Source organism: Microbulbifer hainanensis, assembly GCF_014904735.1.
In the GTDB taxonomy this organism is placed as follows: Bacteria; Pseudomonadota; Gammaproteobacteria; order Pseudomonadales; family Cellvibrionaceae; genus Microbulbifer; species Microbulbifer hainanensis.
On sequence record NZ_JACZCR010000009.1, the window covers coordinates 95,325 to 117,188 of the forward strand.

The following is a 21,864-nucleotide window of genomic DNA, read 5'->3' on the forward strand; positions in this document are numbered from 1 at the left end:
GCGATTCTCACTGAGATTACTAGAAAAATTACAATGAAAACGGCAACTATCTCGCGAAAAATTCACAAATGGATTTTTCTGATTATCGGGGTACAGGCGCTCTTGTGGACCCTGAGCGGCTTTTACATGGTGGTAATGGATCTGGATTTTATCCACGGCGACCACCTGGTGCGGAATCTGCACGAGCCACTGCCGACCACTTCTACAGAATTATTTCCTACCGAAGCGCTAATACGCGAGGGCACGGGTGTGAAATCCGTGCAGCTTAAATCCATACGTAAAAAATTATTCTATGTAGTGCGCGACAGTGACGGCAAGCACCTGCTCGACGCCCACAGCGGTATCGAGATATCCCCGCTCGACCGACAGACTGCGATAGCGCTGGCCGAGTACCACTACAGCGGCGACTTCCCAGCGAACTCCGCAGAGTTGATTACCCAAAACCCTCCCTCGGAAATCCAGTTCCGCCCGCTACCGCTGTGGCGGGTGAATTTTGACGATCGCTACGGCACCAGCCTCTATATCGATCCCAACACCGGCGCCCTGGCCACGCGTCGCCACGACTACTGGCGCGCGTTCGATTTCTTCTGGATGCTGCACATCATGGATTACAAGGAGCGTGACAATATCCACAACCCGCTGCTGTTGGCCGCTGCACTGTTCAGCCTGGTCAGTGTGCTGGCGGGGCTGGTGCTGCTGTTTTACAGCTTCGGCAAACGCAGGGCCGCTAACCCCCGGCAACAGCGGGAGACCACTGCATGAATTTTGTCAAAGTGGCCCACAAGTGGCTCAGCCTTGCCATCGGGCTCCAGCTCGCGCTGTGGCTGGCCAGCGGGCTGGCCTTTAGCCTGCTCGATTCCAACATTGTCAGCGGCCGCCACCTGGCCGCCAGCCCGGAACCCGCCGAACTCAGCGCCGGCGAGGTGGCCATTGGTCACGCCGCGATAGCGCGCCAGTATGCGCCCGGCTCCGTCACGGATATCCGCCTGCAGTCCGGCGTTGAGCACCCGGTATACCGGGTACAGACCATGGACGGGGTAGAGCTGCGCGACGCCCGCAGCGGCGAGCGGGTCGCGATCGACAGCGCGCGTGCCGCAGCCATCGCCGCGCGGGATTACGCCGGCGACGACACCCTGATCGGCACCCCGGAGCGCCTGGATTCCGCCAACATGGAATCACGTGGATACGACGGCCCGATATGGCGCGTGGACGTCGCGGACGACTTTGCCACCAGCCTGTATATCTCCGCGCAGGATGGCCGGGTACTGGAACGCCGCAACGACAGCTGGCGGCTGTTCGACATTTTCTGGATGCTCCATATCATGGATTACACCGAGCGGGAGAGCTTCAACAACCCGTTTGTGATTACCTTTGGTCTCGGCGCCCTGCTGCTGTCCCTGTCCGGCTGCCTGTTGCTATTCAGCAGCTTTTCCCGTCACGACTTCAATCTGGTGGCTAAGCTGCGGCGCAGTCGGGTAGCGGTGCACCTGTTTGACAGCAGTGCCAATCCCATTGACCAGCTGGCCCTGGCCAGCGGCAGCAACCTGTTCGACGGCCTCGCCGCCAACGGCATACGGCTGCCGTCCAACTGCGGCGGTGGCGGCAGCTGTGGCTTGTGCCAGGTCCGAATGGATAAGGATGCACCGGTCAATGCCAGCGAAAAAGCCCTGCTGTCCCGCACTGAGCTGGCCGCCGGTTACCGCTTGGCCTGCCAGCAGCGCGCGAGCGGCGCGACCCGCCTCACACTGGATGACGGCGTGATCCAAGCCGGCCTGTACACCGCCGAGGTGGCGGAATCCCGCTTCCTGACACCGTTCATCAAGGAAATTCACCTGCGCCTGCCGGATACGGCCAACTTCGCCTTCCGCGCCGGCAGCTTTGTACAGATAGAGGTGCCGCCACACCAGCTGCGCCTGGCTGAGCTGCCGGTGGCCGCCGAGTTTCGCGAGGACTGGCGCCGGTGGCAGCTCGCGGCCAATGCGGCCCACCTGGAGCCGGTACGGCGCTCCTACTCCATGGCCAATGCGCCGGGTGAGTCCATGGCCACCAGCCGGCCGGACAGCGTCGGCAGCATCGTACTCAACGTGCGCATCCAGCCGCCGCCCCAGCACAACAGCGCTGTACCCGGTGGCATTGGGTCGAGCTATATGTTCAATCTTGCCACCGGCGACCGGGTCCAAGTGTCCGGGCCCTTCGGTAGCTTCCGGGCTTCTGGTACGGGCCGCGAAATGGTGATTATCGGTGGCGGAGCGGGCATGGCCCCGCTGCGCTCGATCATCGTGGACCAGCTGCGCAATCGGCGCAGTACCCGCAAGATCAGTTTCTGGTACGGGGCCCGCAGCCTGCGCGAAGTCTTCTATGCGGAGGCGTTCCACCAGCTGGCCGCAGAGTACGGCAATTTCGCCTGGCGCCTCGGCCTGTCTGAGCCACGCGCGGAAGACAACTGGTCCGGCCCCTGTGGCTACATCAGCGATATCGTCGCGGAGCAGTACCTGCGCAGCCACCCGGAGATCGGTAACTGCGAGTTCTATCTCTGCGGACCGCCGCCCATGCTGAAAGCGTGCATCGCCATACTCTCGGAGCTGGGGGTTGCGGAAGACCGGATCGCCTTCGACGACTTCGGCTGCTGATCTCGCGACAGGCGCCGCACTGGAATACATCGGCGCGGCGCTTGCCAAGCAGGTGGGCAAGCTCTAACCTTCACGACTGAATTTTATCCATCGCCAGACATGCAAAAACTGATCGCGAAATCACTGCTGATGCTGATGTTGATCACTGTTTTCGGACAGGTGATGGCACAGCCGTGCGCGGATATGGCACAGATGATGAGCGCCGGTGCGAACATGGTGGGCGCTCACGCGATGGTTGGCAGTGGTGAAGGCCACGAAAGCCATTGCGATGATGGTATGACGATGGCTGCGGACCTGCAGTCCCATTGTGATAAAGCACCCAATGCTGCAGACGACTGCGGGCAGAGCTGTACCTGCTGCCCCGGTCACTGCGCCTCTGTACTGCCCACCACCGGGTTCAGCAGCAACTCATTGCCACGCACTTTTGCGATCAATACCTACCGCGATATCAGTTCCTCCCCGAATCCGGAATCCCCGATCAAGCCGCCAAGACTCGGCTGATACGGGGTCAATCCGTCCAGAGCAAACGTCCCCTCCCAAACTGGATTAACACCGCAGTGATTTTTTCACTTGGCGGTACTTGCCCGGATAGCACTCCGGGCAACGACGGCGATCAACTACGCCCAGACAATCTGCCCATACCTCTTGAGAGAACAGACATGACCATCAAGTCCATGACCTCTGCCCTGGTTGCGCTCGCCCTGCTGGCCCTGACCGCCTGCGCGGACGCGGAACCCGGCAGCCCGAAATTGCAAAGTGACGCGGCACAAACTGCCGGCGCCACTGACGACACATCCGCCATCGAACTGACCACCTTCAAGAGCGCCACCTGCGGCTGCTGCAAAGCATGGGTGGACCACGCGCGCGACAACGGCTTTAACGTCACCGCCCACAATGTGGACGACCTGAATGGCGTCAAGAATCGCTATGAAATAGATCCCCGCCATCAGTCCTGCCACACCAGCGTGTCGCCCGAGGGCTATGTGTTCGAGGGACACGTTCCGGCCAAACTCATCCGCCAGTTCCTGCAGAAACCACCGGCCGGCGCCCGGGGCCTCGCCGTGCCGGCCATGCCGCTGGGAAGCCCGGGTATGGAAGTAGCCGATCGTTTTACCCCCTATAACGTCATGCTGCTGAATCGCGACGGCAGCGAGAGCGTCTATGCGCGCATAGAAACTATCGAACAACAGCACTGAGGTTCCGATGAAAAAAAGATACGGCCCCCAATTTGAACTGCCGCAACTGTCCCGGCGGCAATTCGTCACCGGCATGGCCGCCGGCGCCGCACTGCTGGGCATGCCCGCGGGACTGGCCGCCAGCACGCCGCGCGCCGGCGCGGCGCCGCAGACACTGCGCGGCAACCAGTTTGACCTGAATATCGGCTACCTGCCTGTCAATTACACCGGCCGCGAGCGCACTGCGGTCGCGGTAAATGGCAGCGTGCCCGGCCCGGTACTGCGCTGGAAGGAAGGGCAGACGGTCACGCTGAACGTCACCAACCACCTGGCCCACGACACCTCGATTCACTGGCACGGCATCATCCTACCGAGCAATATGGACGGCGTGCCCGGACTCAGCTTTAACGGCATCAAGCCGGGGGAGACTTTCACTTACCAGTTCCAGGTGAATCAGAGCGGCACCTACTGGTATCACAGCCATTCAGACTTCCAGGAGCAGCAGGGCCTGTACGGCAGCATCGTGATCGACCCGGCCGATGCCGATCCGGTGGCCTACGACCGCGATTACATTGTGCTGCTGTCCGACTGGAGTGACGAATCACCCCACGACATCTACGCCAAGCTGAAAAAAGAGGGCCACTATTACAATCGCCGCCGGCGCACCGCCGGTGACCTGTGGCGCGAAATCAAGGCAAAGGGGGTAGCGGCGACCTGGCGCGACCGCGAGATGTGGAACGAGATGCGCATGTCGGATCGCGATATCTCCGATGTGACCGGATACACCTACACCTTCCTGATGAACGGCCAATCGCCGGACGCCAACTGGACCGCGCTGTTCCGCAAGGGCGAGAAAGTGCGTCTGCGCTTTATCAACAGCTCGGCCATGTCCATTTTTGACATCCGCATCCCGGGGCTGAAGCTGACCGTGGTGGCAGCCGACGGCCAGAATATCGAGCCCGTCACGGTGGACGAATTCCGTATCGGCGTGGCCGAAACCTACGATGTGATCGTCGAGCCGGACGGCGACAGCGCCTACACCCTGTTTGCGCAGACTATCGACCGCAGCGGCTTTGCCCGCGGTACCCTCACCTCGGAGCCGGGACTGCGTGCCGACGTGCCACCGATGGACTACGCCCCGGTGCTGACGCATCGCGACATGGGTATGGGCCACGGCTCAATGCAGGGTATGAGCGGCATGGGCGGTATGGGCGGTATGGCCGGTATGGCCGGTATGGATCATAGCCAGCACGACATGGGCGGCATGGACCACAGCCAGCACGATATGGGCGGCATGGACCACAGCCAGCACGACATGGGCGGCATGGATCACAGCCAGCACGACATGGGTGGCATGGATCACAGCCAGCACGACATGGGCGGTATGGATCACAGTCAGCACGACATGGGTGGCATGGACCACAGTCAGCACGACATGGGTGGCAGCGCGCAGGGTTACAGCATGCATGGCGGACGCCCGGAGCTGGGCGGTATGCAGGGCGTCTGGTTTACCAACAACCTCGGCCGCGCCGGTCACGGCAGCAACAGCCCCATCGTGCACCTGCCCAGCGAATATGGCTACGGCGTGGATATGCGCTCTTCGATGCCGATGAATGGCCTGCACGACCCCGGCATCGGCCTGCGCGATCACCAGGAACGCTACGGTCGCCGCGTGCTGACCTACGCCGACATCCGCAACCTGACCCCCACCATCGACCGGCGCGAGCCGACCCGCGAGTTGCAGCTGCACCTGACTGGGAATATGGAGCGCTACATGTGGTCCATGGATGGCATCAAGTTCAGTGACGCCGAACCGCTGATGTTGAAATACGGTGAGCGCATCCGCGTTACCCTGGTCAACGACACCATGATGACCCACCCGATCCACCTGCACGGCATGTGGAGCGAGTTGGAGACCGGTGATGCGGAGTACATCCCGCGCAAGCACACCATCATCGTGCAGCCCGGCTCCAAGGTCAGCTATCTGGTGACCGCCGATGCCCTCGGCCGCTGGGCCTATCACTGTCACCTGCTGTATCACATGCCGGGCATGTTTCGCGAAGTGCGCGTCGTGTAGGCCTGCAAAACTGCTGCGCTCGGCATCTTGGCTGCCGGCGGTGCTCGAGATCCTCACGTGCAAAAAGCACGCTCCGGTCTCTCCGCGCCGGCGGCAACCAATCTGCCATCGCTCACGACGTTTTTCAGGCTTACACAACAGATTCAGGAAATCTAAATATGAAAACACTATTAATTTTTTGTGCCGCACTCACTGCAAGTGCAGCTGTGGCCCAGGAGGGCATGTCGCAGCACGAGCACGGCACACAGATGGAATCCGTTCCGGTCGCGCCGGTGGATTCCTATCCGGCACAACGGGGCGAAACAAAAAACCTGGAGCACGCGCCGGATTCCCCGGACCACGTGATGGATCACGACCGCCCGCTGACCATGGTCAAGATCGATCAACTGGAAGCGCGCGAGGAGAACGGCGGCGCACTGAAAGGCGACTTGTGGTACGGCGGTGATCGCAACAAACTGTGGCTGAAAAGCGAATGGGAACGGAACGACGGCGACACCGAGAAAGCCGAACTCCAGGCCCTCTACAGTCGCGCCATCGCGCCTTACTGGGATCTGCAGATGGGCGTGCGCCACGACTTCGAAGCGGAGAGTGACAGCCGCAACTGGGGTGTAATCGGTTTCAACGGCCTGGCCCCCTACTTCTTCGAAGTGGACTCGGCATTGTTTATTGGTGAAGACGGCGACACCGCTCTGCGTTTGGAAGCGGAGTACGAGCTGCTGTTCACCCAGCAGTGGATCCTGACACCTGAAGTCGAGGCGGATTTTTTCGGCCAAAACGATCGTGAAACTGGCACCGGTTCCGGGCTGTCCAATGTCGAGTTGGGCCTGCGCCTGCGCTATGAATTCACGCCGCAATTTGCGCCCTACTTCGGTGTGCACTACGAGAAGAAATACGGCAATGCGGCCGATTTCGCCCGCGATGAGGGAGAGTCGGCCAGCGAGACGACCTGGGTGATCGGCTTGCGCACCTGGTTCTGACCACTGGTTTTGTTTACCCGGTACCCCTCGGGTTGCCGGGTATCAATCACTCGGAAAATTTAAAAAATGAGGAAGGAAACATGTTCAAGAAATCACTGATCAAGATCCTGGCACTGAGCACCCTGCTCTTCAGCGCCGCCTTGTCTGCACACACTCACCTGGAAAGTTCCGCGCCCGCCGATGGTGCACAGCTCAGCCAATCCCCGGAAGCGCTGCAACTGCACTTTTCCAAGGCCGTGCGTCTGATGCACGTATCGCTGGAAGAAAAAAGCGCAGGCCAGGTAAAACTTGCCTTTATGCCTGGCGCCGTGGCGGAAAAGGATATCAGCCTGCCACTGCCGGCACTGGAGGCAGGGGAATACACGGTATCCTGGGTCACCTTGGGCGGCGACGGCCACAAGATGTCCGGGAAATTTTCCTTCAAGCTCAGCACGGAAAAATAAACCGTGTGGGAAACAGCCTTCGCACTGAGTAAATGGCTACTCTACGGCGCCCTTTCTGCAGCCATCGGCGGTACCGCTACGGTGCAGCTGTGGATCCCGAGTGGCGATGTTGCGAACCAGGTAAAGCGCTATCTGTTGCCCGGCTGTATCGCCGGGCTGCTGCTCAGCGCGATAGGGCTATTTATCCAGGTCGGCGCCTTTGCAGAGTCCGGTCTAAGCGGAATGTTTGATCCCGTTTATCTTTCTATCCTGTGGCAATCCCCGGCAGGCAGTGTGGCGCTGACTCAGTCCCTTGGCTTTGTCGCTGCAGGCCTGGCTGCACTCTTGCTGCTGCGGCGGCAGCGGCGCTCCGCTGCGGTCCTATGGCTGCTAGCAGCGACTCTTCTGTTGCTGCCATTCGGCTGGCGCGGCCACACCGCCGAGGCGTCTCCGCTTCTGGGCCCGGCACTGTCGCTGCATGCTGGTATTGCCGCCCTGTGGATCGGCGCCCTCTATCCGCTATGGTGTCTCAACCGCAACGGCGAACCGCGCCAGATCCGCCACGGCATGGAGCAGTTCGGTCGCCTGGCAGCTTGGCTGGTGGCATTGCTGGTTTTCTGCGGCGCCTGGATTCTGTATGCACTGCTCGGAAGCTTTGCCCCACTGGTACAGAGCAGTTACGGTCTGGCGCTTTGCGTAAAATTGCTGTTGGTCGGTGTGCTGTTGCTACTGGCCGCGCAAAACAAGTGGCGGCTGGTACCACAGCTGCCAGCGACCACTGCCAGGCTTTCGCGCAGTATCCGCGCAGAGATACTGCTCGGCGCGATCATATTGCTGCTCACCGCGCTGCTCTCGACGCTGATGGGCCCTGAATAATCCGCCCGAAATCTCCCGTGAGGTGGACCAGCCGGCGCAGTCACCTGGCTGACCGGGCTGCGGAGCCTGTTTAGACAGGAAATTCGCGAAGTTGCGCTATCGGGATTGCCCCGGCCGCCTGGCCGGGGTGAAAACAGTTCACTTGACGAAGGACATGATCGCGCGATCGAAAATCCGGTCACTGAACCAGCGGCGAATAAACAGCATTATTCCGGCGTATTTTCCGCCGGCGTAGCGGGTTTTCGGGCGGCGCGCACGCACAGCCTTCACCACCAGATCGGTAATCACACTGGGGGCAGATAAATTGCCGCTTGCGAAGTTATTTTTTGTGGCCTGCTCGAGTTTATTGGCAATAAATCCGTAGGGCCCGGAACCGGAACGCTCCATCATCGGCCCCATCAACACGTCGCTGAACTCCGTCGCGATGGCACCGGGCTCGACCACCACCACATCGATACCAAACTGCTGCACCTCGATACGCAGGCAGTCGGACCAGCCTTCCAGCGCATGCTTGGTGGCGTGATACCAGGCACCCAGCGGCGAATAGATCTTGCCGCCAATCGAAGAGATATTGATGATCTTGCCGGCGCGCTGCTCGCGCATATGCGGCAGCACCAGCTGGGTCAGGCGTGCGAGACCGAACAGGTTCACCTCGAACTGGTAGCGAGCATCGTCGATTGTGGTGTCCTCCACAGCGCCGTACATGCCGAAGCCGGCATTGTTGACCAGCACATCGACACCACCGTGCTCGCGCTCAATCTGTGCCACCACTGCCTCGATATCCGCCGACAGAGTAATGTCCATACACAGGGGAATGATGCCCTCGGCTTCGAGGTCGCGCATATTTTCCAGGCGGCGCGCCGCCGCATAGACCACCATGCCCTGCCTGGCCAGGGCCCGGGCGAAATCCTTACCCATGCCGGAGGATGCGCCGGTCACCAGTACTATCTGCTTTTTCATCGTCACTACCAGTTACTCAATACCAAAATTTTCAGTGCCCGGTTAAAGGTCAGTCGCCAGCTGCACCTCGCCGCTGACCACCGCATCGCGCCACCAGGCTTCAGTTTCATTCGGGGCATTGACCTGCAGCGGGGCGCCGATGATCGGCGTCACCAGTCGCACGCCCTGCCGCTCGGCAGCGATGGCGGCGCGCTCCAGCGGCTCGTACCAGTCGTGCAGGGCCAGGTCGAAGGTGCTGTTGTGAATCGGCAGCATCACCTCACCGCGCAGGTCGATGTGCGCCTGCACACTCTCCTCCGGCAACATGTGAATTTGGCTCCACAGGCGGTTGTAGGCACCGGTCTCGATCAGGGTCAGGTCGAAGGGGCCGAGGCGCTCGCCGATTTCACGGAAGCCGCCGAAATATCCGCTGTCGCCGCTGAAGAAAATCCGCGCGTCGCGGCTTTCAATGGCCCAGCCGGCCCACAGGGTTTCGTCGCGATCCGTCAGGCCGCGACCGGAAAAGTGCTGCGCCGGTGTCGCGGTGAATTGGAGACCGTCGACCGACACCGACTGCCACCAGTCCAGCTCGGTGATCTTGTCCGCGGCGATACCCCAGCGGCGCAGGTGATTGCCAACCCCGAGCGGTGCTACATAGCGGCCGACCTTGTGATCCAGGGCCAGCACACTGGCCTTGTCCAGGTGGTCGTAGTGGTCGTGGCTGATGACGACGGTTGCGATCTGCGGCAACGCCTCCAGTTCGAACGGCAGCGGGTGGAAACGCTTGGGCCCCATCCACTGCACCGGCGAGGCGCGCTCACTGAATACCGGGTCAGTCAGTACATACTGACCGTCCAGGCGCATCAGCACCGAGGAGTGCCCCAGCCGGTAGACGGTCGCCACGCCGGAGGCGTCGGCCAGCTCCGCCGCGGGAATAAACCGCAGCGGCAGCGGCTGCTCGGGAACCGGCGCCGCGCGCTCGGCGCGGACGTAGGCCTTGACCATATCGAGGATCTTGCCCGGCGGGTTGCGGTACTCGATCTCGGTATTGCGGAATTTTTCGCCCTGCGCGGCGCGGGCACTGAACAGACTGACAGACACAAGCATTACCCCTGCAATAGCTAACCAGCGACGCTTCACGTTGCTCACCTTAAGTACACTACACGGTGTAGTTTATACACGAAGAGCAAAAAGTAAACTACTTAGTGTAAAATTGTGCTGAGAGCGGCGCCGCCAATCCCCGCCGCAACCAGACACCCAGAGAACCCGATGAGCGACAAGAAGCCGACGAGAAGTGAATTGAAACGCCAGGCGATACTGGAGGCGGCCAAGCGCGCCTTTCAGGAGCAGGGGGTGCAGAACACCAGCATGGATGAGCTGGCGGCACTGGCACAGGTCTCGAAACGCACCGTGTACAACCACTTCGCCAGCAAGGAAGCGCTGATCATGGAGCTGATCGGCACCCTGTGGCAGCAGGCGACGCAGACGCCGTCGGGGGCCTACGATTCAGCCGCTGACCTGCAGCCGCAGCTGTGCGCATTGATCGAAGCGGAAATCGCGGTCATCTGCAGCCGCGAGTATATCGAGCTAAACCGGGTGGCCTTCGACTACTTCTTTCACCGGCCCGAGGCGTTGCGCGAGGAAATGCAGAAGTTCGCCGCCTACGAAACCGGCATCAAGCGCTGGATCGTCGCGGCCCGGGCGGACGACCGCCTGCGCGAACTGGAGGTGGAAATCGCCAGCGGCCAGATCCACAGCCTGATCAAGGGCAGCTGCTTCTGGCCGCAACTGGCCCAGGTGGCACCGATGCTGAATCCGCGTGAACAACATGAACTGGCCGCGCGCACCGCGGCCATGTTCCTGAGTCACTATAAAAAATAACCGCAGACAAAATAGTGTTAGGCGCTGCCCGGGTTATTCAACCACCAGCGTGCCGCGATACATCTGCATCTGGCAGGTAAACGGATATTCCCCCGGCTCCGCCGCCGGGATATGCACTTCGGTGTCGCGGTTAACCGCCAGTTGCGCACTCACTTCCAGGTCCGGAAAGAGTACGTATTCGGCACAGGGGCTGGCGTCCTCGCGGCGAAAATGTAGCGTGGCTTCGCTCCCCGCGGGCAGGCGGATGCGATCCGGCTCGTAGACACCGTCCTTGACCAGTATCTGCAATGTGTCTGAGCCACTGACGGTTTCCGCCGTGTGGCGTTTGGGCCCGAGCCAGAACCACCAGACAATCGCGGCGATCAGCAGCAAGCCAGCCAGGTTTACCAGTAGCGTCAGCATCACGCGGCCTCCTCTTCAGTGGGCTTGAAAAAGCGCAGTCGGTTGGCATTGGTCACCACCGTGACCGACGAAAATGCCATGGCCGCACCGGCGATCACCGGGCTCAGCAGTGCACCGGTCAGCGGGTATAAAACACCGGCAGCAATTGGTATACCCAATGTGTTGTAGATGAAGGCACCGAACAGGTTCTGCTTGATATTGCGCAGCGTCGCCCGCGACAGTTCGATCGCGTCGGCGACGCCGTGCAGCGAGGAACGCATCAGGGTCACGTCGGCGGTCTCGATGGCCACGTCGGTACCGGCGCCGATGGCAAAGCCCACATCCGCGCGCGCCAGCGCCGGTGCATCGTTGATTCCGTCGCCGGCCATGCCGACCCGCTGCCCCTGTTGCTGCAATTCGCCGACGATTTTTTCCTTGTCCTCCGGCAGCAGGTCCGCGTGCACCCGGTCGATCCCCAGTTGCTGCGCCACCGCCTCGGCCGTGGCGCTGCTGTCGCCGGTGAGCATTTCCACCCGCAGGCCGAGCCGCAGCAGGCGCGCGATCGCCACCTTGGCGTCGTCGCGGATCGGGTCGGCCACGGCAATCAGGCCGGCGGCCTCGCCGTCCACCGCCGCGTACATGGCAGTGCGCCCCAGGTCTGCCAGCGCTTCGGCGCGCTCGTGCCACGCGTCGATCGCGACTTCTTCCCGCTGCATCAGCTTGCGGTTGCCGAGCAAGACGGTTTTGCCATCGACCTTGCCGCGCACACCGTGGGCGGTAATCGCCTCGAAATCCTCGACCGGTTTGACCTGCAGTTTCTTATCCCGTGCCGCCGCGACCACAGCCTCCGCCAGCGGGTGCTCAGAGCCCTGTTCCAGGCTCGCCAGCAGCGTGAGCAATGCGTCGGCGTCGCCATCGGTTTCTATGTCCGTCAGTTTCGGCGCGCCCTCGGTCAGGGTGCCGGTCTTGTCCACCACCAGCGTGGTCAGATCACTGGCCCGCTGCAGCGCCTTGCCGTTGCGCACCAGCACGCCGTACTCGGCGCCCTTGCCGACGCCGACCATCACCGACATGGGGGTAGCCAGGCCCAGTGCACAGGGACAGGCGATAATCAGCACCGAGGTCAGGACCACCAGTGTGTGCACGGCGCGCGGGTCCGGCCCCCAGTTGAACCACACCAGCGCGGCGACGATGGCGATGATCATCACCGCCGGCACAAAGATGGCCGCAATCTGGTCGGCGAGGTGCGCGATGGGAACGCGCGAACTCTGCGCGTTTTTGACCATCTCGATGATCTGCGCCAGGCGTGTGTCGGCGCCGATCTTCTCCGCCTCGAACAGCAGGCTGCCGTTCTTGTTCAGGGTACCGGCGGTGAGGTCATCCCCTTCAATCTTTTTCACTGGCAGCGGCTCGCCCGTGAGCATGGATTCATCCACCAGGCTGTGGCCTTCGAGCACGCGGCCATCCACGGGGATCTTCTCGCCCGGGCGCACGCGCAGGCGGTCGCCTACCTGCACCTGCTCCAGAGGAATATCCACTTCGTTGCCGTCGCGCACCACTCGCGCGGTGGGATCCTGCAGCTGCAGCAGTTTTTCCACCGCCGCGCTGGTGCGCCCGCGGGCGCGCACTTCCAATGCCTGGCCGAGGTTGATCAGACCGATGATCATCGCGCTGGCTTCAAAATAGACGTGGCGCGCCGCCTCAGGCAGCAACTGTGGCACCGCCACCACCAGCATCGAGAAAATCCACGCGGTGCCAGTGCCCAGCGCGATCAGCGTATCCATATTGGCGTTGTGATGGCGGAAGGCACGCAGGGCACCGCTGAAGAAATGGCCGCCGCAGAAAACCAGCACCCCCAGCGCCAGCAGCCCCACGGCGCCCCAGACCAGTTGCTGCATGGGGGAATCCACCATCATCTCACCGGTGACCAGGCCCCAGGCCATCAGCGGCAGGCCGAGCCCCAGCGCCAGGCCGGAGCGCCACAGCAATTGGCGGTAGTGTCGCTGTTCCTCGGCGCGCTGCTGCTCGCGCAATTCGCGCTCACTGGCACGAATTTCCTCAGCGCCATAACCGGCGGATTCAACCGCGGCAACACAGGCAGCGGCGTCCACATCACCTTCAACCGCCAGCGTGCGGTCACCCAGGTTAACCCGCGCGTCCTCGACTCCGGGTACGCTCTGCAACGCACTTTCTATCTTGCGCACACAGCCGGCGCAGGAAACCCCTTCCAGCTGGAAGCGGTGCTGCGGGCCACCGTCGTGATGCGATTCGTGTTTCACGTGTTCAGCCATCGGATTCTCCGTCTTCCCATAAGGATGACGCCAAGAGTAAAAGCTTCCCCCAGGGTCAAGGCAAGAGTTTAAGGCAAGAGGACAGCGCCGCAGTGGAAGGTGACGGTGTGGGCGCTCACACCGGCAGCAGCGCGCCGATCACCAACCAGGCCAGTGCCAGCAGGGCCAACAGCAGGAGTATGCGCTCACTCAGGGTATCGGTATTGAGTGCCGGCAGTCCCTTGCTTTTGACCCGCCAGGCGAACATACCGACCGACATCAGCGCGAAGGCCAGATTCAAAAGCAGGGTGTAATCGACCTTGAAGAATTCCCGGTCGGTGATCTGCGTCGCCTGGCTGGCATCGGGCAGCAGGTCCAGCGCCGCAAAACTGTAGTGCAGCAGCAGCGCACTGGCGACGAGGATGCACAGGAACACCGCGGCAATATACAGGGCCATTTTCCAACCGTAATACTGTGCCTGGATACGCAGCACCGGCAGTACCACCAGGTCGCTGAAGATAAACGCCATGATGCCGGCGAAGGCCACGCCGTTGCCGAACAGCACCGCCGCCAACGGGATATTGCCCATGGAACCGATAAAGGTAAAAAAGGCCGCAATCGGTCCCACCAGGCTCTGCACCAGCACCTGCCAGAAGGCCGGATCGGATTCACCCGAGCCGATAAACAGTGCCTGGAAAAATTCCCGCGGTACAAAGGCGGCGATCGCGCCGGCGACTGTGAAGCCGATGGTGACGTCCTTCCACACCATCTTCCACTCCATCACAAAGCGGTTGGCCACCTGGCGCCAGCCCTCGCGGGAACGTATCAACGCCTTCCAGTCCGGTACCTCGCCGCCGCTGTCATCGCCCTCGGCATCCTGCGCACGCTCCCGCGCCTTTTCAGTGAGCTTCTTCGGGTAAGTCAGGCGCACCAGCAGCCACATCAGCAGGATCAAAAGCACACCGCCGAGATACTCGCCCACCACAAACTGCCAGCCGAGGAACACGCCGATGACGATACCCAGCTCGATCACCAGGTTGGTGGACGCCAGCAGGAACGCCAGCGCCGGCACCAGCCCGGCGCCCTTGGCGAATAGCGCCCGCGTGGTGGCCAGCGCAGCAAAGGAGCAGGAACTGGAGATAAATCCGAAGAAAGTCGCCAGGCCGATACTCTTCGCACCGGCCTCACCCATACTCGCGCGCATCCTTTCCCGGGTCACGAACACCTGGATCATGCTGCTGATCAGGTAACCGAGCGCGAAGGCCCAGAAGGCCATCCAGAAGAGGCCCAGCGTCGTGACTGCGGCTTGATGCCATGTCTGCAAAAAGGCCTGCATCGACTGTCTCCAATCCGCGTGTACCGAACTTCGCCGCCCCGGCGGGTGCGGGGCACTTCAGCTAAAAGATTAGCGAAGACTCACAAACCGGTGCCGTCCAGCCGGTCACACACTGCCGCCTGTCCGCGCCACTGAGTCTGCGCAAGGGGACCACAGGGGTGTTAGAATCGCGCCATGAAACACCCCCTGCTTCCGGAAAGACCCCTGAGTATCTCCCCCACTCTGGCCGCCACCCTCGGCCTGGAGGAGACCGTATTGCTCACGGCACTGGGGGACATACTGCCGTTCCTGCCGGTGGAACAGCACCCCGGCCGCGAGTGGTACACCGCAGACGGAGACCAGTTGCAGCAGCTACTGCCGTTCTGGCAGCCGGCGGACATCCAGCGGGTGGCCACCAGCCTGCGCAATCAGGGCGCCCTGCTGCTCGGCGCGGCGCCCTACGGCAGCAGTGAAATCCTCAAGTTCGCCCTGCCCGGCGAGCACACCCGCCCGCAGTCCGCGCCGCGCGCGATGCCACAGCAGCAAGCGGCACCACAGATGCCCGCGCAGCGCAGCGCCAACACCATCGGACCGGGCTGGCAGCCGGACGCGGAGACCATGGCACGCATCAGTCAGCTGGGCGTTCCCGAGCACTTCGTGCGCGAGCAGCTGCCGGAATTCGTCACCTACTGGCGCGAGCGCGGCGAGCCGCGGCACTCGTTTGGTTCCCTGTTCCTGAAACAGGTCAAGAGCAAGTGGGAAGCCTACCGCGCCACCGCGCAGCGCAAGCAGCCGCTGCCGCAGGACTGGCGCCCCGGCGAACAGACGCTGAGCAAGCTGGCGGACGAGGGGGTGCCGAGCACCTTCGTGCAGCGCGGCCTGCAGCGCTTTGTCGACTATCACCGCTCCAGCGGCAAGCAGTCCATCTCCTGGGATCTGGAGTTCAACGACTGGATCATGGAAGACTGGGAAAAGCAGGACACGCCGTTTATCGAGAAGCGCAAACCGCAGGCGATGACCCGCGACTGGCAGCCCAGCGAAAATACCTGGGAGCAGCTGCGCCGCCTGGCCATCAACCCGAATTTTGCCGCCGAGCTGCTGCCGGAATTCATCTACAAGTGGCTCGAGCGCGGCGGCCACAGCGCCCGCTGGGGCGAGCAGTTTATCGAGTACGCGCGCGAGGAGTGGGCCTACTACTGCCAGGGCATCGAGAAAAACCCGGTGGCCAAACCCATCCCGCGCAACTGGCAGCCGGGCAGCGACTGCTTGAGTCACCTGGTCAATCAGTGTGAAATAGACCGGGATTTCGCGCTGTCCCTGGTGCCCGAATTCATCATTTACTGGCGCGGCCAGAACGCCGCGCGCAAAAGCTGGGACGCCATCTTCGTGCGTCACGCGCGCCACCAGTGGGCGGAGCGCAACAAGCTGGCAATAGGACAATCCAATGGCAAGCCGCAACACACCCATACCGACAACCAGAGAACCCGGTACCGCTCAGTCCTCGACATCGTCACGGACACAGACTGGTAGCGGTGCCGGCAGCGAGCAGCTCAACGAAAAGAAGCGCGCGCTCAATGAAGTCTTCGGCCTGCTCAAACTCAGCTACCACAACCAGTTCAACTCGGCCTTCCCGGACACCGAGACCCTGAACCACGCCAAGCGCCTGTGGCTCGAGTCACTGGACGCATTTTCGCCGGCGGAAATCGTCGCCGGTGCCAAGCGCGCCATCCGCCAGAGCGAGTACCTGCCCACGGTGCACAAAATGCTGACACTGTGCGCGGCCGGCGACAGCGGCCTGCCCGACGCCCGCGCCGCCTACCGCGAAGCCTGCAATGCGCCGAGCCCCAAGTCCAACTTCCACTGGAGCCACCCGGCCGTGTATCACGCCGGCCGTGAATCCAACTGGTTCTTCCTGGCGAATAACTCCGAAGCGGTCGCCTACCCGGTCTTTGCCGAGCACTACCGCAAAGTCTGCGCGCGGGTGCTCGAGGGCGAAAAGCTGCCCGCGCCGGAACAGCTGAAACTGGAAGACAACCCCGGCCAGCCACTATCGAAAGAAGAAAATGCGCAGAAGTTGGCAGCGCTGCGGGCGGATCTCGAGATTTAATGTAACCAGGCCCTAACGGATTTCAGCAATCAGCGGCGAGCGGCCGCTGTTGCACCGGGCAAAAGAATAATTCACAACCCAGCAGGTAACGCCATGAACCGGCCACTCTCTCTGCTAGCGGTACCCCTCCTCACCCTCTGCGCCAGCGCGCAGGCCGACTTCTACTCACATCGTTACGCCGGTGTCAGCGTCAGTGACGCCGAGCTGCAGGGTTTCTGCACTGATGCGCAGGCATTCGTGCAGAATATCGATGTCAACGGGCAAAAGGCCGTCAACCGCTGTGGCAGTAGTGGCGACAGCTGGAAGATCTACGGCGGCTGGCGCTGGTCTCCGATGCTCGCGGTCGAAATGAGCTACCAGCAGCTTCCGGAATCCGAGCTGGATTTCCGCATCAGTACGGACAACGGCGAATACCTGGAATTCTCCGACAAGATCGAAACCCACCTGGCCAACGCTTATTTTATCGGCCACTGGCCACTCGGCGGCGGCTTCAGCCTGTTCGGCAAAGCCGGGGGCGGAATCTGGGCCTCGGACCTGTCGGAGCGCCAGTCCGGCGAATTGTATTATGCCTACCCGCTGGAGGATGGCAGTTTCGAGCCGCGCCTGACCCCGGTCAGCGGGCATGCGGCCGACAGCCGCAACGGTTTCCATTGGGCCTATGGCGCCGGTGTCAGCTACCGCTACCACAACAGCTGGACGCTGCGCGCCGAATGGGAAAGTTTCAACAATGTAGGCAGCGACGAATTTTTCAGTGACTATGATGTGGAGACGGCGTCACTCGGCTGGAGCATGCATTTCTGAACCCGCCTGCTATCGATAGAAGTACAGATTCAGCGCCAGGCCACCGCCGAGCAGCAACGCCAACAGCAGCAGTGACAGCAGCATTGGTTTGATGCCGGCGCGACGAATACTGTCCCAGTGCGTCTTGACCCCCAGTGCCGCCATACCCAGTGCCAGCAGGAATTGCGATAGCAGTTTGATGTCGCCAAGCAGCGGTGCCGGCAGCGACACGACACTGTTGAAGCCAGCCGCAGCGATAAAGCCGAACACAAACCACGGCACCGTGATCCCGCATTTGCCACCCTCGGCAGTCGCACCGCGGTCGCGAAACAGCAGAGCACCCAGCGCCAGCACCACCGGTGCCAGCAACATAACACGCAACAGCTTTGCCACCACCGCACCGCGCATAGTCTCTTCACCGATGGATTGCCCCGCGGCCACCGCCTGGGCCACCTCGTGCACAGTGCTGCCGATATAGACACCGAAAGAGCCTGGTTGCAGTTCGGTCAGCCCATAGATCAGCGGATAGCTGAACATCGCCAGGGTTCCAAACAGCACCACTGTCGCCACCGCGACGGCCACATCCTGCTGTCGCGCGCGTGTCACCGGTTCCGTCGCCAGGATCGCAGCGGCGCCGCAAACAGCGCTGCCGACCGACGTCAGCACCGCCAGCTCCCGCGACATTCCCAATAAGCGCTCCCCGACGAAAATACCCAGTGCCAGCACCGCCGTAACCATCAGCAGATCGATCGCCAAAACCTGCCAGCCCAGCGCGGCAATCTGCTGAAAGCTCAGGTTGAACCCGAACAGGACGATACCCGCGCGGAGCCCGTAGCGCTGGCACCACTGCAGCGGTTTATGCGCAGCCGCGGTGTGCGGCCACCGGGAAGAATTCCCGTACAGCAGCCCCAGTAAAATAGCCAGCGGCAGCGCCGACAGGCCCACTCCCGCCAGCTGGGGCAACTGCGCAAGCGCCATGGCCCCGCCAGCGATGATCAACAATCGAATCCACATGATCTGCCCCCTCCAGGCACTCTCTGGGGCGAGACTGTATCCAGAAGAAAACTATTATTAAAATGGATCTTTCTTATATAAATATTAAGCACAACTAATGAATATCAATCTGCGTCAACTGCGCCTGCTCGAGGCCACCAGCCGCCTGGAACGATTGACGGAGGCGGCGGACGAGCAGGCGATCAGCCAGTCCGCCGCCAGCCAGTCGATTCGCGAGCTGGAGCGCGCCCTGGGTTACCCGCTGTTCAACCGGGTCGGGCGCCATCTGGAACTGAGCGATAGCGGGCGGCAGATACTGCCGCGAGTGCGGGAGATTCTGGCGCTGATCGACGGACTGGAGGCGCCCCACGGCGATACAGTCGGTGGAGAATTTCATGTTATCGCCAGCGTCACCGTCGGCTGCTATCTGCTGCCTCACCTGATGGCGGAATTCTGCCACCGGCATCCGCGGGTAACGCCGCGCATCAGTATCGGCAACAGTCGCGAGGTACTGGAAGTGCTGGAAAGGGGGCGCGCGCAACTGGGGATCATCGAGGCGCCCGCCACGCACCCGGACCTGGAGATCCGCCTGTGGCGCAAAGACCGCTTGAGCGTCTTCTGCGCCGCGGGACACCCGCTCGCGCAACAGGGACGCATCGAGCAGAAGGCACTGGAAACGCAGCGCTGGATAGTGCGCGAACCCGGTTCCGGCACGCGCACGGTTTTCGACACCGCGATGCAAGCCGCCGGGGCAACGCCAAACATTACCCTGGCGCTGCCCCGCCAGGAGGCGATCAAACAGTCGGTGCTCGCCGGGCTCGGTATCGGTTGCCTGTCGGCACTGTGCATTGCCGATGAGGTTGCCAGTGGACAGTTCGTCGAGCTGGACACGCCCCTGGGACTGACACGCCATCTCTCCTGGGTCACCGCGAAGGGCAGCCGCAACGGCGCGACTGCCAGTGCATTTATCACGCTGCTCGAGGAAAACCGCGAGGCCGGCGGTTAACCGGCCCCGCCGGCCTACGGCAAACGGAAGCGTTCGGCGATATCCGCCCAGGCAACCAGTTTGAAGTTCTGTGTTTCCGCTGGCATGCGATTGCGACCGTCCTGGACAACCAGCAGGCCCTGCGAATAGGCGGCGCCCAGCGGCGCAGAGGTCACTTCCAGGCCATCGGTTTCCGAGCTGCCGTCGACCCCGAGCCCCGGGTTCCCATCCACGCGGAAATGGCCGACGAAGCGGCTGCCGTCGCGGCTGTACAGGGCGTAACTGTTATTGCCCTGGCTGGATACCACCAGGTAGCCGCTGTCGCCGTCGTGGTAGAGCCCCATCCCCTCGACATCGTCGACCAGGTTTTCCCCGTCGACTTCCGCCACCAGTTGCGGCTTGCCCTCGCCGGCGAGAAACGCGCTGATATCCAGGCGCCAGATACCGCGGTCCTCTTCACCGAAGAACAGCGTATGGCGCTCATCGTCGGCGACACAGCCCTCCACCTGGCTCGCCACCTTCAGGTTGGCGCGCGGGCGCAGCTGCCAGTCGCGACCATTGTCATCGAGGACAATTTCCAGCAGCTGCAGGCCACCCTTCTTGTCGGTAACCCAGACAAAGTCGCGGTGGTCGCGGCGATACATACACAGCCCATAGGGATCCGGCATATCCAGCGGAAGCAATCCCAGACTCTCTACCACACCGCTATCCGAAATCGCGAACAGGTTGATGCCGGGCGTGCTGCGGTTGGAAGCCGCGGCAATGGCGTTGATGCCGGGCAGGTCCACCGGACGCAAGTCGACATTGTTCACGCGCCCCACGGCAAACTGCTGGCGCAGCTCGCCGTTCAGGCCGTAGACATTGAGGCCGTGCTTCTTGTCGGTACCGAGAATCAGGCTGGCGGCGGCATCCTGCGGGTGGATCCAGATTGCCGGATCGTCGGCGGCGTCGCCTGCAGAAGCGACCGGATCGGTTTCCGCGTGGGCGGCCACCAATGGGATTTCCCGCACGGCCGTTGCGGTCGGCTGCGCTTGCGGCAACGTGACGGTATATTGCGCAACGCTGTCACTTTCCTCTGCCAGTGCGAATAAATCGCTGCCGCGGCGCGCTGCAGATATCGGTTCCAGGCCCTGCAACTTGCGTGCGAACACTGCCGGTGCGCGCGCCGTATCCAGGTCGTAGGCGTGCACTTGTCCGCCGCTGGTGAGCCAGACACGATCTTCACTGCCGTCGATCCACAGCCCGCCGAACTCGTCGCCGAGGTCACTGGCCGCAACAAACACCTCGCGCTCTTCATCGCGCTCCGCATTGCTGTTCAGGCTCCAGAGGCCCAGCGGTGGCTGTGCCACCAGCAGCCGACCGCGCCGGTCGTCCACTGCACAGCTGCTGACCTGCTCGCCGAAATACAACGGACGCACTTCGCGGAACTGCCAATGGCCCGCTGCCGGATTCAATACATATTCGTGGCCGAGACCGTTTTCGTCGATGGCGAACAGATGGCTGCGCATTGCCTGTTCGGCAAAGCACAGCGCCACTTGCGGTGCAGCCATCGCCCGGGTTCCGATAAGATCGAGCAGGGGCGCACCGGCGGCATCCACACTGAGGCGATGCAGGACTATTTCACTGCGCCCTTCATCGAAGGAGGCCACCAGCCAGCTGCCGTCACTCTGTGCCTGCAGCGCAAAGCGCTCCACCTTGCCGCCATCCAGAGCCAGCTGCTCCTCACCATTTTCCCGCAACAGCACTAGCCCGCGGGTTTCGCTGGCGAGTAACAAATAGGATGCATCATCCAGTGTCAGCGGTGCCAACTGGTTGGAGACGACGCTATCCAGTTTTATCTCGGTGCCGGCGCGGAGAGACTGCTCGTTGCTGCGGTCCACTTCGCCATTGCAGCCGGCCAGCAGTGCAACGGTTAAAGTTAAGAGAACAGAGTTGCGCAGTCCCCCTGGCGTCATGATTCTGCTTTTCATTGGCGTCGCCCTGTAAAATTCCTGTGACAAATTGATGCCGCTGTTATGGCAAACAGGTGACCAGTCGAAACAAATGCAAAAAGACG

Annotated in this window: 20 protein-coding genes; 13 read left to right on the forward strand and 7 right to left on the reverse strand. The window is 62.0% G+C overall.

Going from position 1 to position 21,864, the window contains the following annotated elements; translation table 11 throughout:
* Positions 1-33 precede the first annotated feature (33 nt).
* The 8 genes from IG168_RS03490 (at position 34) to IG168_RS20895 (ending at position 8,157) form a co-directional block, all read left to right on the forward strand.
* Complete coding sequence (locus IG168_RS03490) at positions 34-762, forward strand: PepSY domain-containing protein (RefSeq protein ID WP_193161762.1); 729 nt, start codon at positions 34-36, stop codon at positions 760-762.
* Entirely contained in the window at positions 759-2,630 is a 1,872-nt protein-coding gene (gene nqrF, locus IG168_RS03495) for an NADH:ubiquinone reductase (Na(+)-transporting) subunit F (protein ID WP_193161763.1), read from the forward strand. Before IG168_RS03490 ends, nqrF begins: the two co-directional genes overlap by 4 nt.
* Before the next feature lie 99 nt (positions 2,631-2,729).
* Positions 2,730-3,131 (forward strand): hypothetical protein, encoded by a 402-nt coding sequence (locus IG168_RS03500; protein ID WP_193161764.1) that lies wholly within the window; start codon positions 2,730-2,732, stop codon positions 3,129-3,131.
* 158 nt (positions 3,132-3,289) lie between these two features.
* Complete coding sequence (locus tag IG168_RS03505) at positions 3,290-3,826, forward strand: DUF411 domain-containing protein (protein ID WP_193161765.1); 537 nt, start codon at positions 3,290-3,292, stop codon at positions 3,824-3,826.
* Positions 3,827-3,833: 7 nt separating this feature from the next.
* Positions 3,834-5,882 carry a copper resistance system multicopper oxidase gene (locus IG168_RS03510; protein ID WP_193161766.1) on the forward strand — a complete coding sequence of 683 codons (2,049 nt, stop codon included), beginning with the start codon at positions 3,834-3,836 and terminating at the stop codon, positions 5,880-5,882.
* A gap of 158 nt (positions 5,883-6,040) precedes the next feature.
* Positions 6,041-6,859, forward strand: coding sequence for a copper resistance protein B (locus IG168_RS03515; protein ID WP_193161767.1), 819 nt, complete (start codon positions 6,041-6,043; stop codon positions 6,857-6,859).
* An 80-nt stretch (positions 6,860-6,939) separates the two neighbouring features.
* Complete coding sequence (locus tag IG168_RS03520; protein ID WP_193161768.1) at positions 6,940-7,302, forward strand: copper resistance CopC family protein; 363 nt, start codon at positions 6,940-6,942, stop codon at positions 7,300-7,302.
* 3 nt (positions 7,303-7,305) lie between these two features.
* On the forward strand, positions 7,306-8,157 hold the full coding sequence (locus IG168_RS20895) for a CopD family protein (protein ID WP_193161769.1): 852 nt from the start codon (positions 7,306-7,308) through the stop codon (positions 8,155-8,157).
* Positions 8,158-8,295: 138 nt separating this feature from the next.
* On the opposite strand, the gene IG168_RS03530 is transcribed toward IG168_RS20895, so the two are convergent.
* Positions 8,296-9,117: an oxidoreductase gene (locus IG168_RS03530; protein WP_193161770.1), complete on the reverse strand. Its 822-nt coding sequence runs from the start codon at positions 9,115-9,117 to the stop codon at positions 8,296-8,298.
* A 42-nt stretch (positions 9,118-9,159) separates the two neighbouring features.
* On the reverse strand, positions 9,160-10,197 hold the full coding sequence (locus tag IG168_RS03535; protein WP_319024652.1) for an MBL fold metallo-hydrolase: 1,038 nt from the start codon (positions 10,195-10,197) through the stop codon (positions 9,160-9,162).
* A gap of 168 nt (positions 10,198-10,365) precedes the next feature.
* On the opposite strand from IG168_RS03535, the gene IG168_RS03540 reads away from it, so the two are divergent.
* The gene (locus IG168_RS03540) at positions 10,366-10,977 is read left to right on the forward strand and encodes a TetR/AcrR family transcriptional regulator (RefSeq protein WP_193161772.1); all 612 of its coding nucleotides are present in this window, start codon (positions 10,366-10,368) and stop codon (positions 10,975-10,977) included.
* A 33-nt stretch (positions 10,978-11,010) separates the two neighbouring features.
* Here IG168_RS03540 and IG168_RS03545 read toward each other — a convergent pair whose 3' ends face one another.
* From IG168_RS03545 to IG168_RS03555, 3 genes are all read right to left on the reverse strand, one after another.
* Positions 11,011-11,379, reverse strand: a complete 369-nt coding sequence (locus tag IG168_RS03545) for a cupredoxin domain-containing protein (RefSeq protein WP_193161773.1) — start codon at positions 11,377-11,379, stop codon at positions 11,011-11,013.
* A complete protein-coding gene (locus IG168_RS03550) occupies positions 11,379-13,649 on the reverse strand; it encodes a heavy metal translocating P-type ATPase (protein ID WP_193161774.1) in 2,271 nt (756 codons plus the stop codon). Before IG168_RS03550 ends, IG168_RS03545 begins: the two co-directional genes overlap by 1 nt.
* A 115-nt stretch (positions 13,650-13,764) precedes the next feature.
* Positions 13,765-14,964: a permease gene (locus IG168_RS03555; RefSeq protein ID WP_193161775.1), complete on the reverse strand. Its 1,200-nt coding sequence runs from the start codon at positions 14,962-14,964 to the stop codon at positions 13,765-13,767.
* Between the two features lie 174 nt (positions 14,965-15,138).
* Here IG168_RS03555 and IG168_RS03560 point away from each other — a divergent pair, with 174 nt between their 5' ends.
* From IG168_RS03560 to IG168_RS03570, 3 genes are all read left to right on the forward strand, one after another.
* Positions 15,139-16,473, forward strand: coding sequence for a DnaT-like ssDNA-binding domain-containing protein (locus tag IG168_RS03560; RefSeq protein WP_193161776.1), 1,335 nt, complete (start codon positions 15,139-15,141; stop codon positions 16,471-16,473).
* Positions 16,388-17,050, forward strand: coding sequence for a replication protein P (locus IG168_RS03565; protein ID WP_193161777.1), 663 nt, complete (start codon positions 16,388-16,390; stop codon positions 17,048-17,050). The genes IG168_RS03560 and IG168_RS03565 overlap by 86 nt, the downstream gene beginning before the upstream one ends.
* A gap of 93 nt (positions 17,051-17,143) precedes the next feature.
* Positions 17,144-17,851, forward strand: coding sequence for an outer membrane beta-barrel protein (locus IG168_RS03570; RefSeq protein ID WP_193161778.1), 708 nt, complete (start codon positions 17,144-17,146; stop codon positions 17,849-17,851).
* Positions 17,852-17,860: 9 nt separating this feature from the next.
* On the opposite strand, the gene IG168_RS03575 is transcribed toward IG168_RS03570, so the two are convergent.
* Positions 17,861-18,844, reverse strand: a complete 984-nt coding sequence (locus IG168_RS03575; RefSeq protein WP_193161780.1) for a YeiH family protein — start codon at positions 18,842-18,844, stop codon at positions 17,861-17,863.
* A 97-nt stretch (positions 18,845-18,941) separates the two neighbouring features.
* On the opposite strand from IG168_RS03575, the gene IG168_RS03580 reads away from it, so the two are divergent.
* A complete protein-coding gene (locus IG168_RS03580) occupies positions 18,942-19,829 on the forward strand; it encodes a LysR family transcriptional regulator (protein ID WP_193161781.1) in 888 nt (295 codons plus the stop codon).
* A gap of 14 nt (positions 19,830-19,843) precedes the next feature.
* On the opposite strand, the gene IG168_RS03585 is transcribed toward IG168_RS03580, so the two are convergent.
* Positions 19,844-21,778, reverse strand: a complete 1,935-nt coding sequence (locus IG168_RS03585) for a phytase (RefSeq protein ID WP_193161782.1) — start codon at positions 21,776-21,778, stop codon at positions 19,844-19,846.
* Positions 21,779-21,864: the final 86 nt, after the last annotated feature.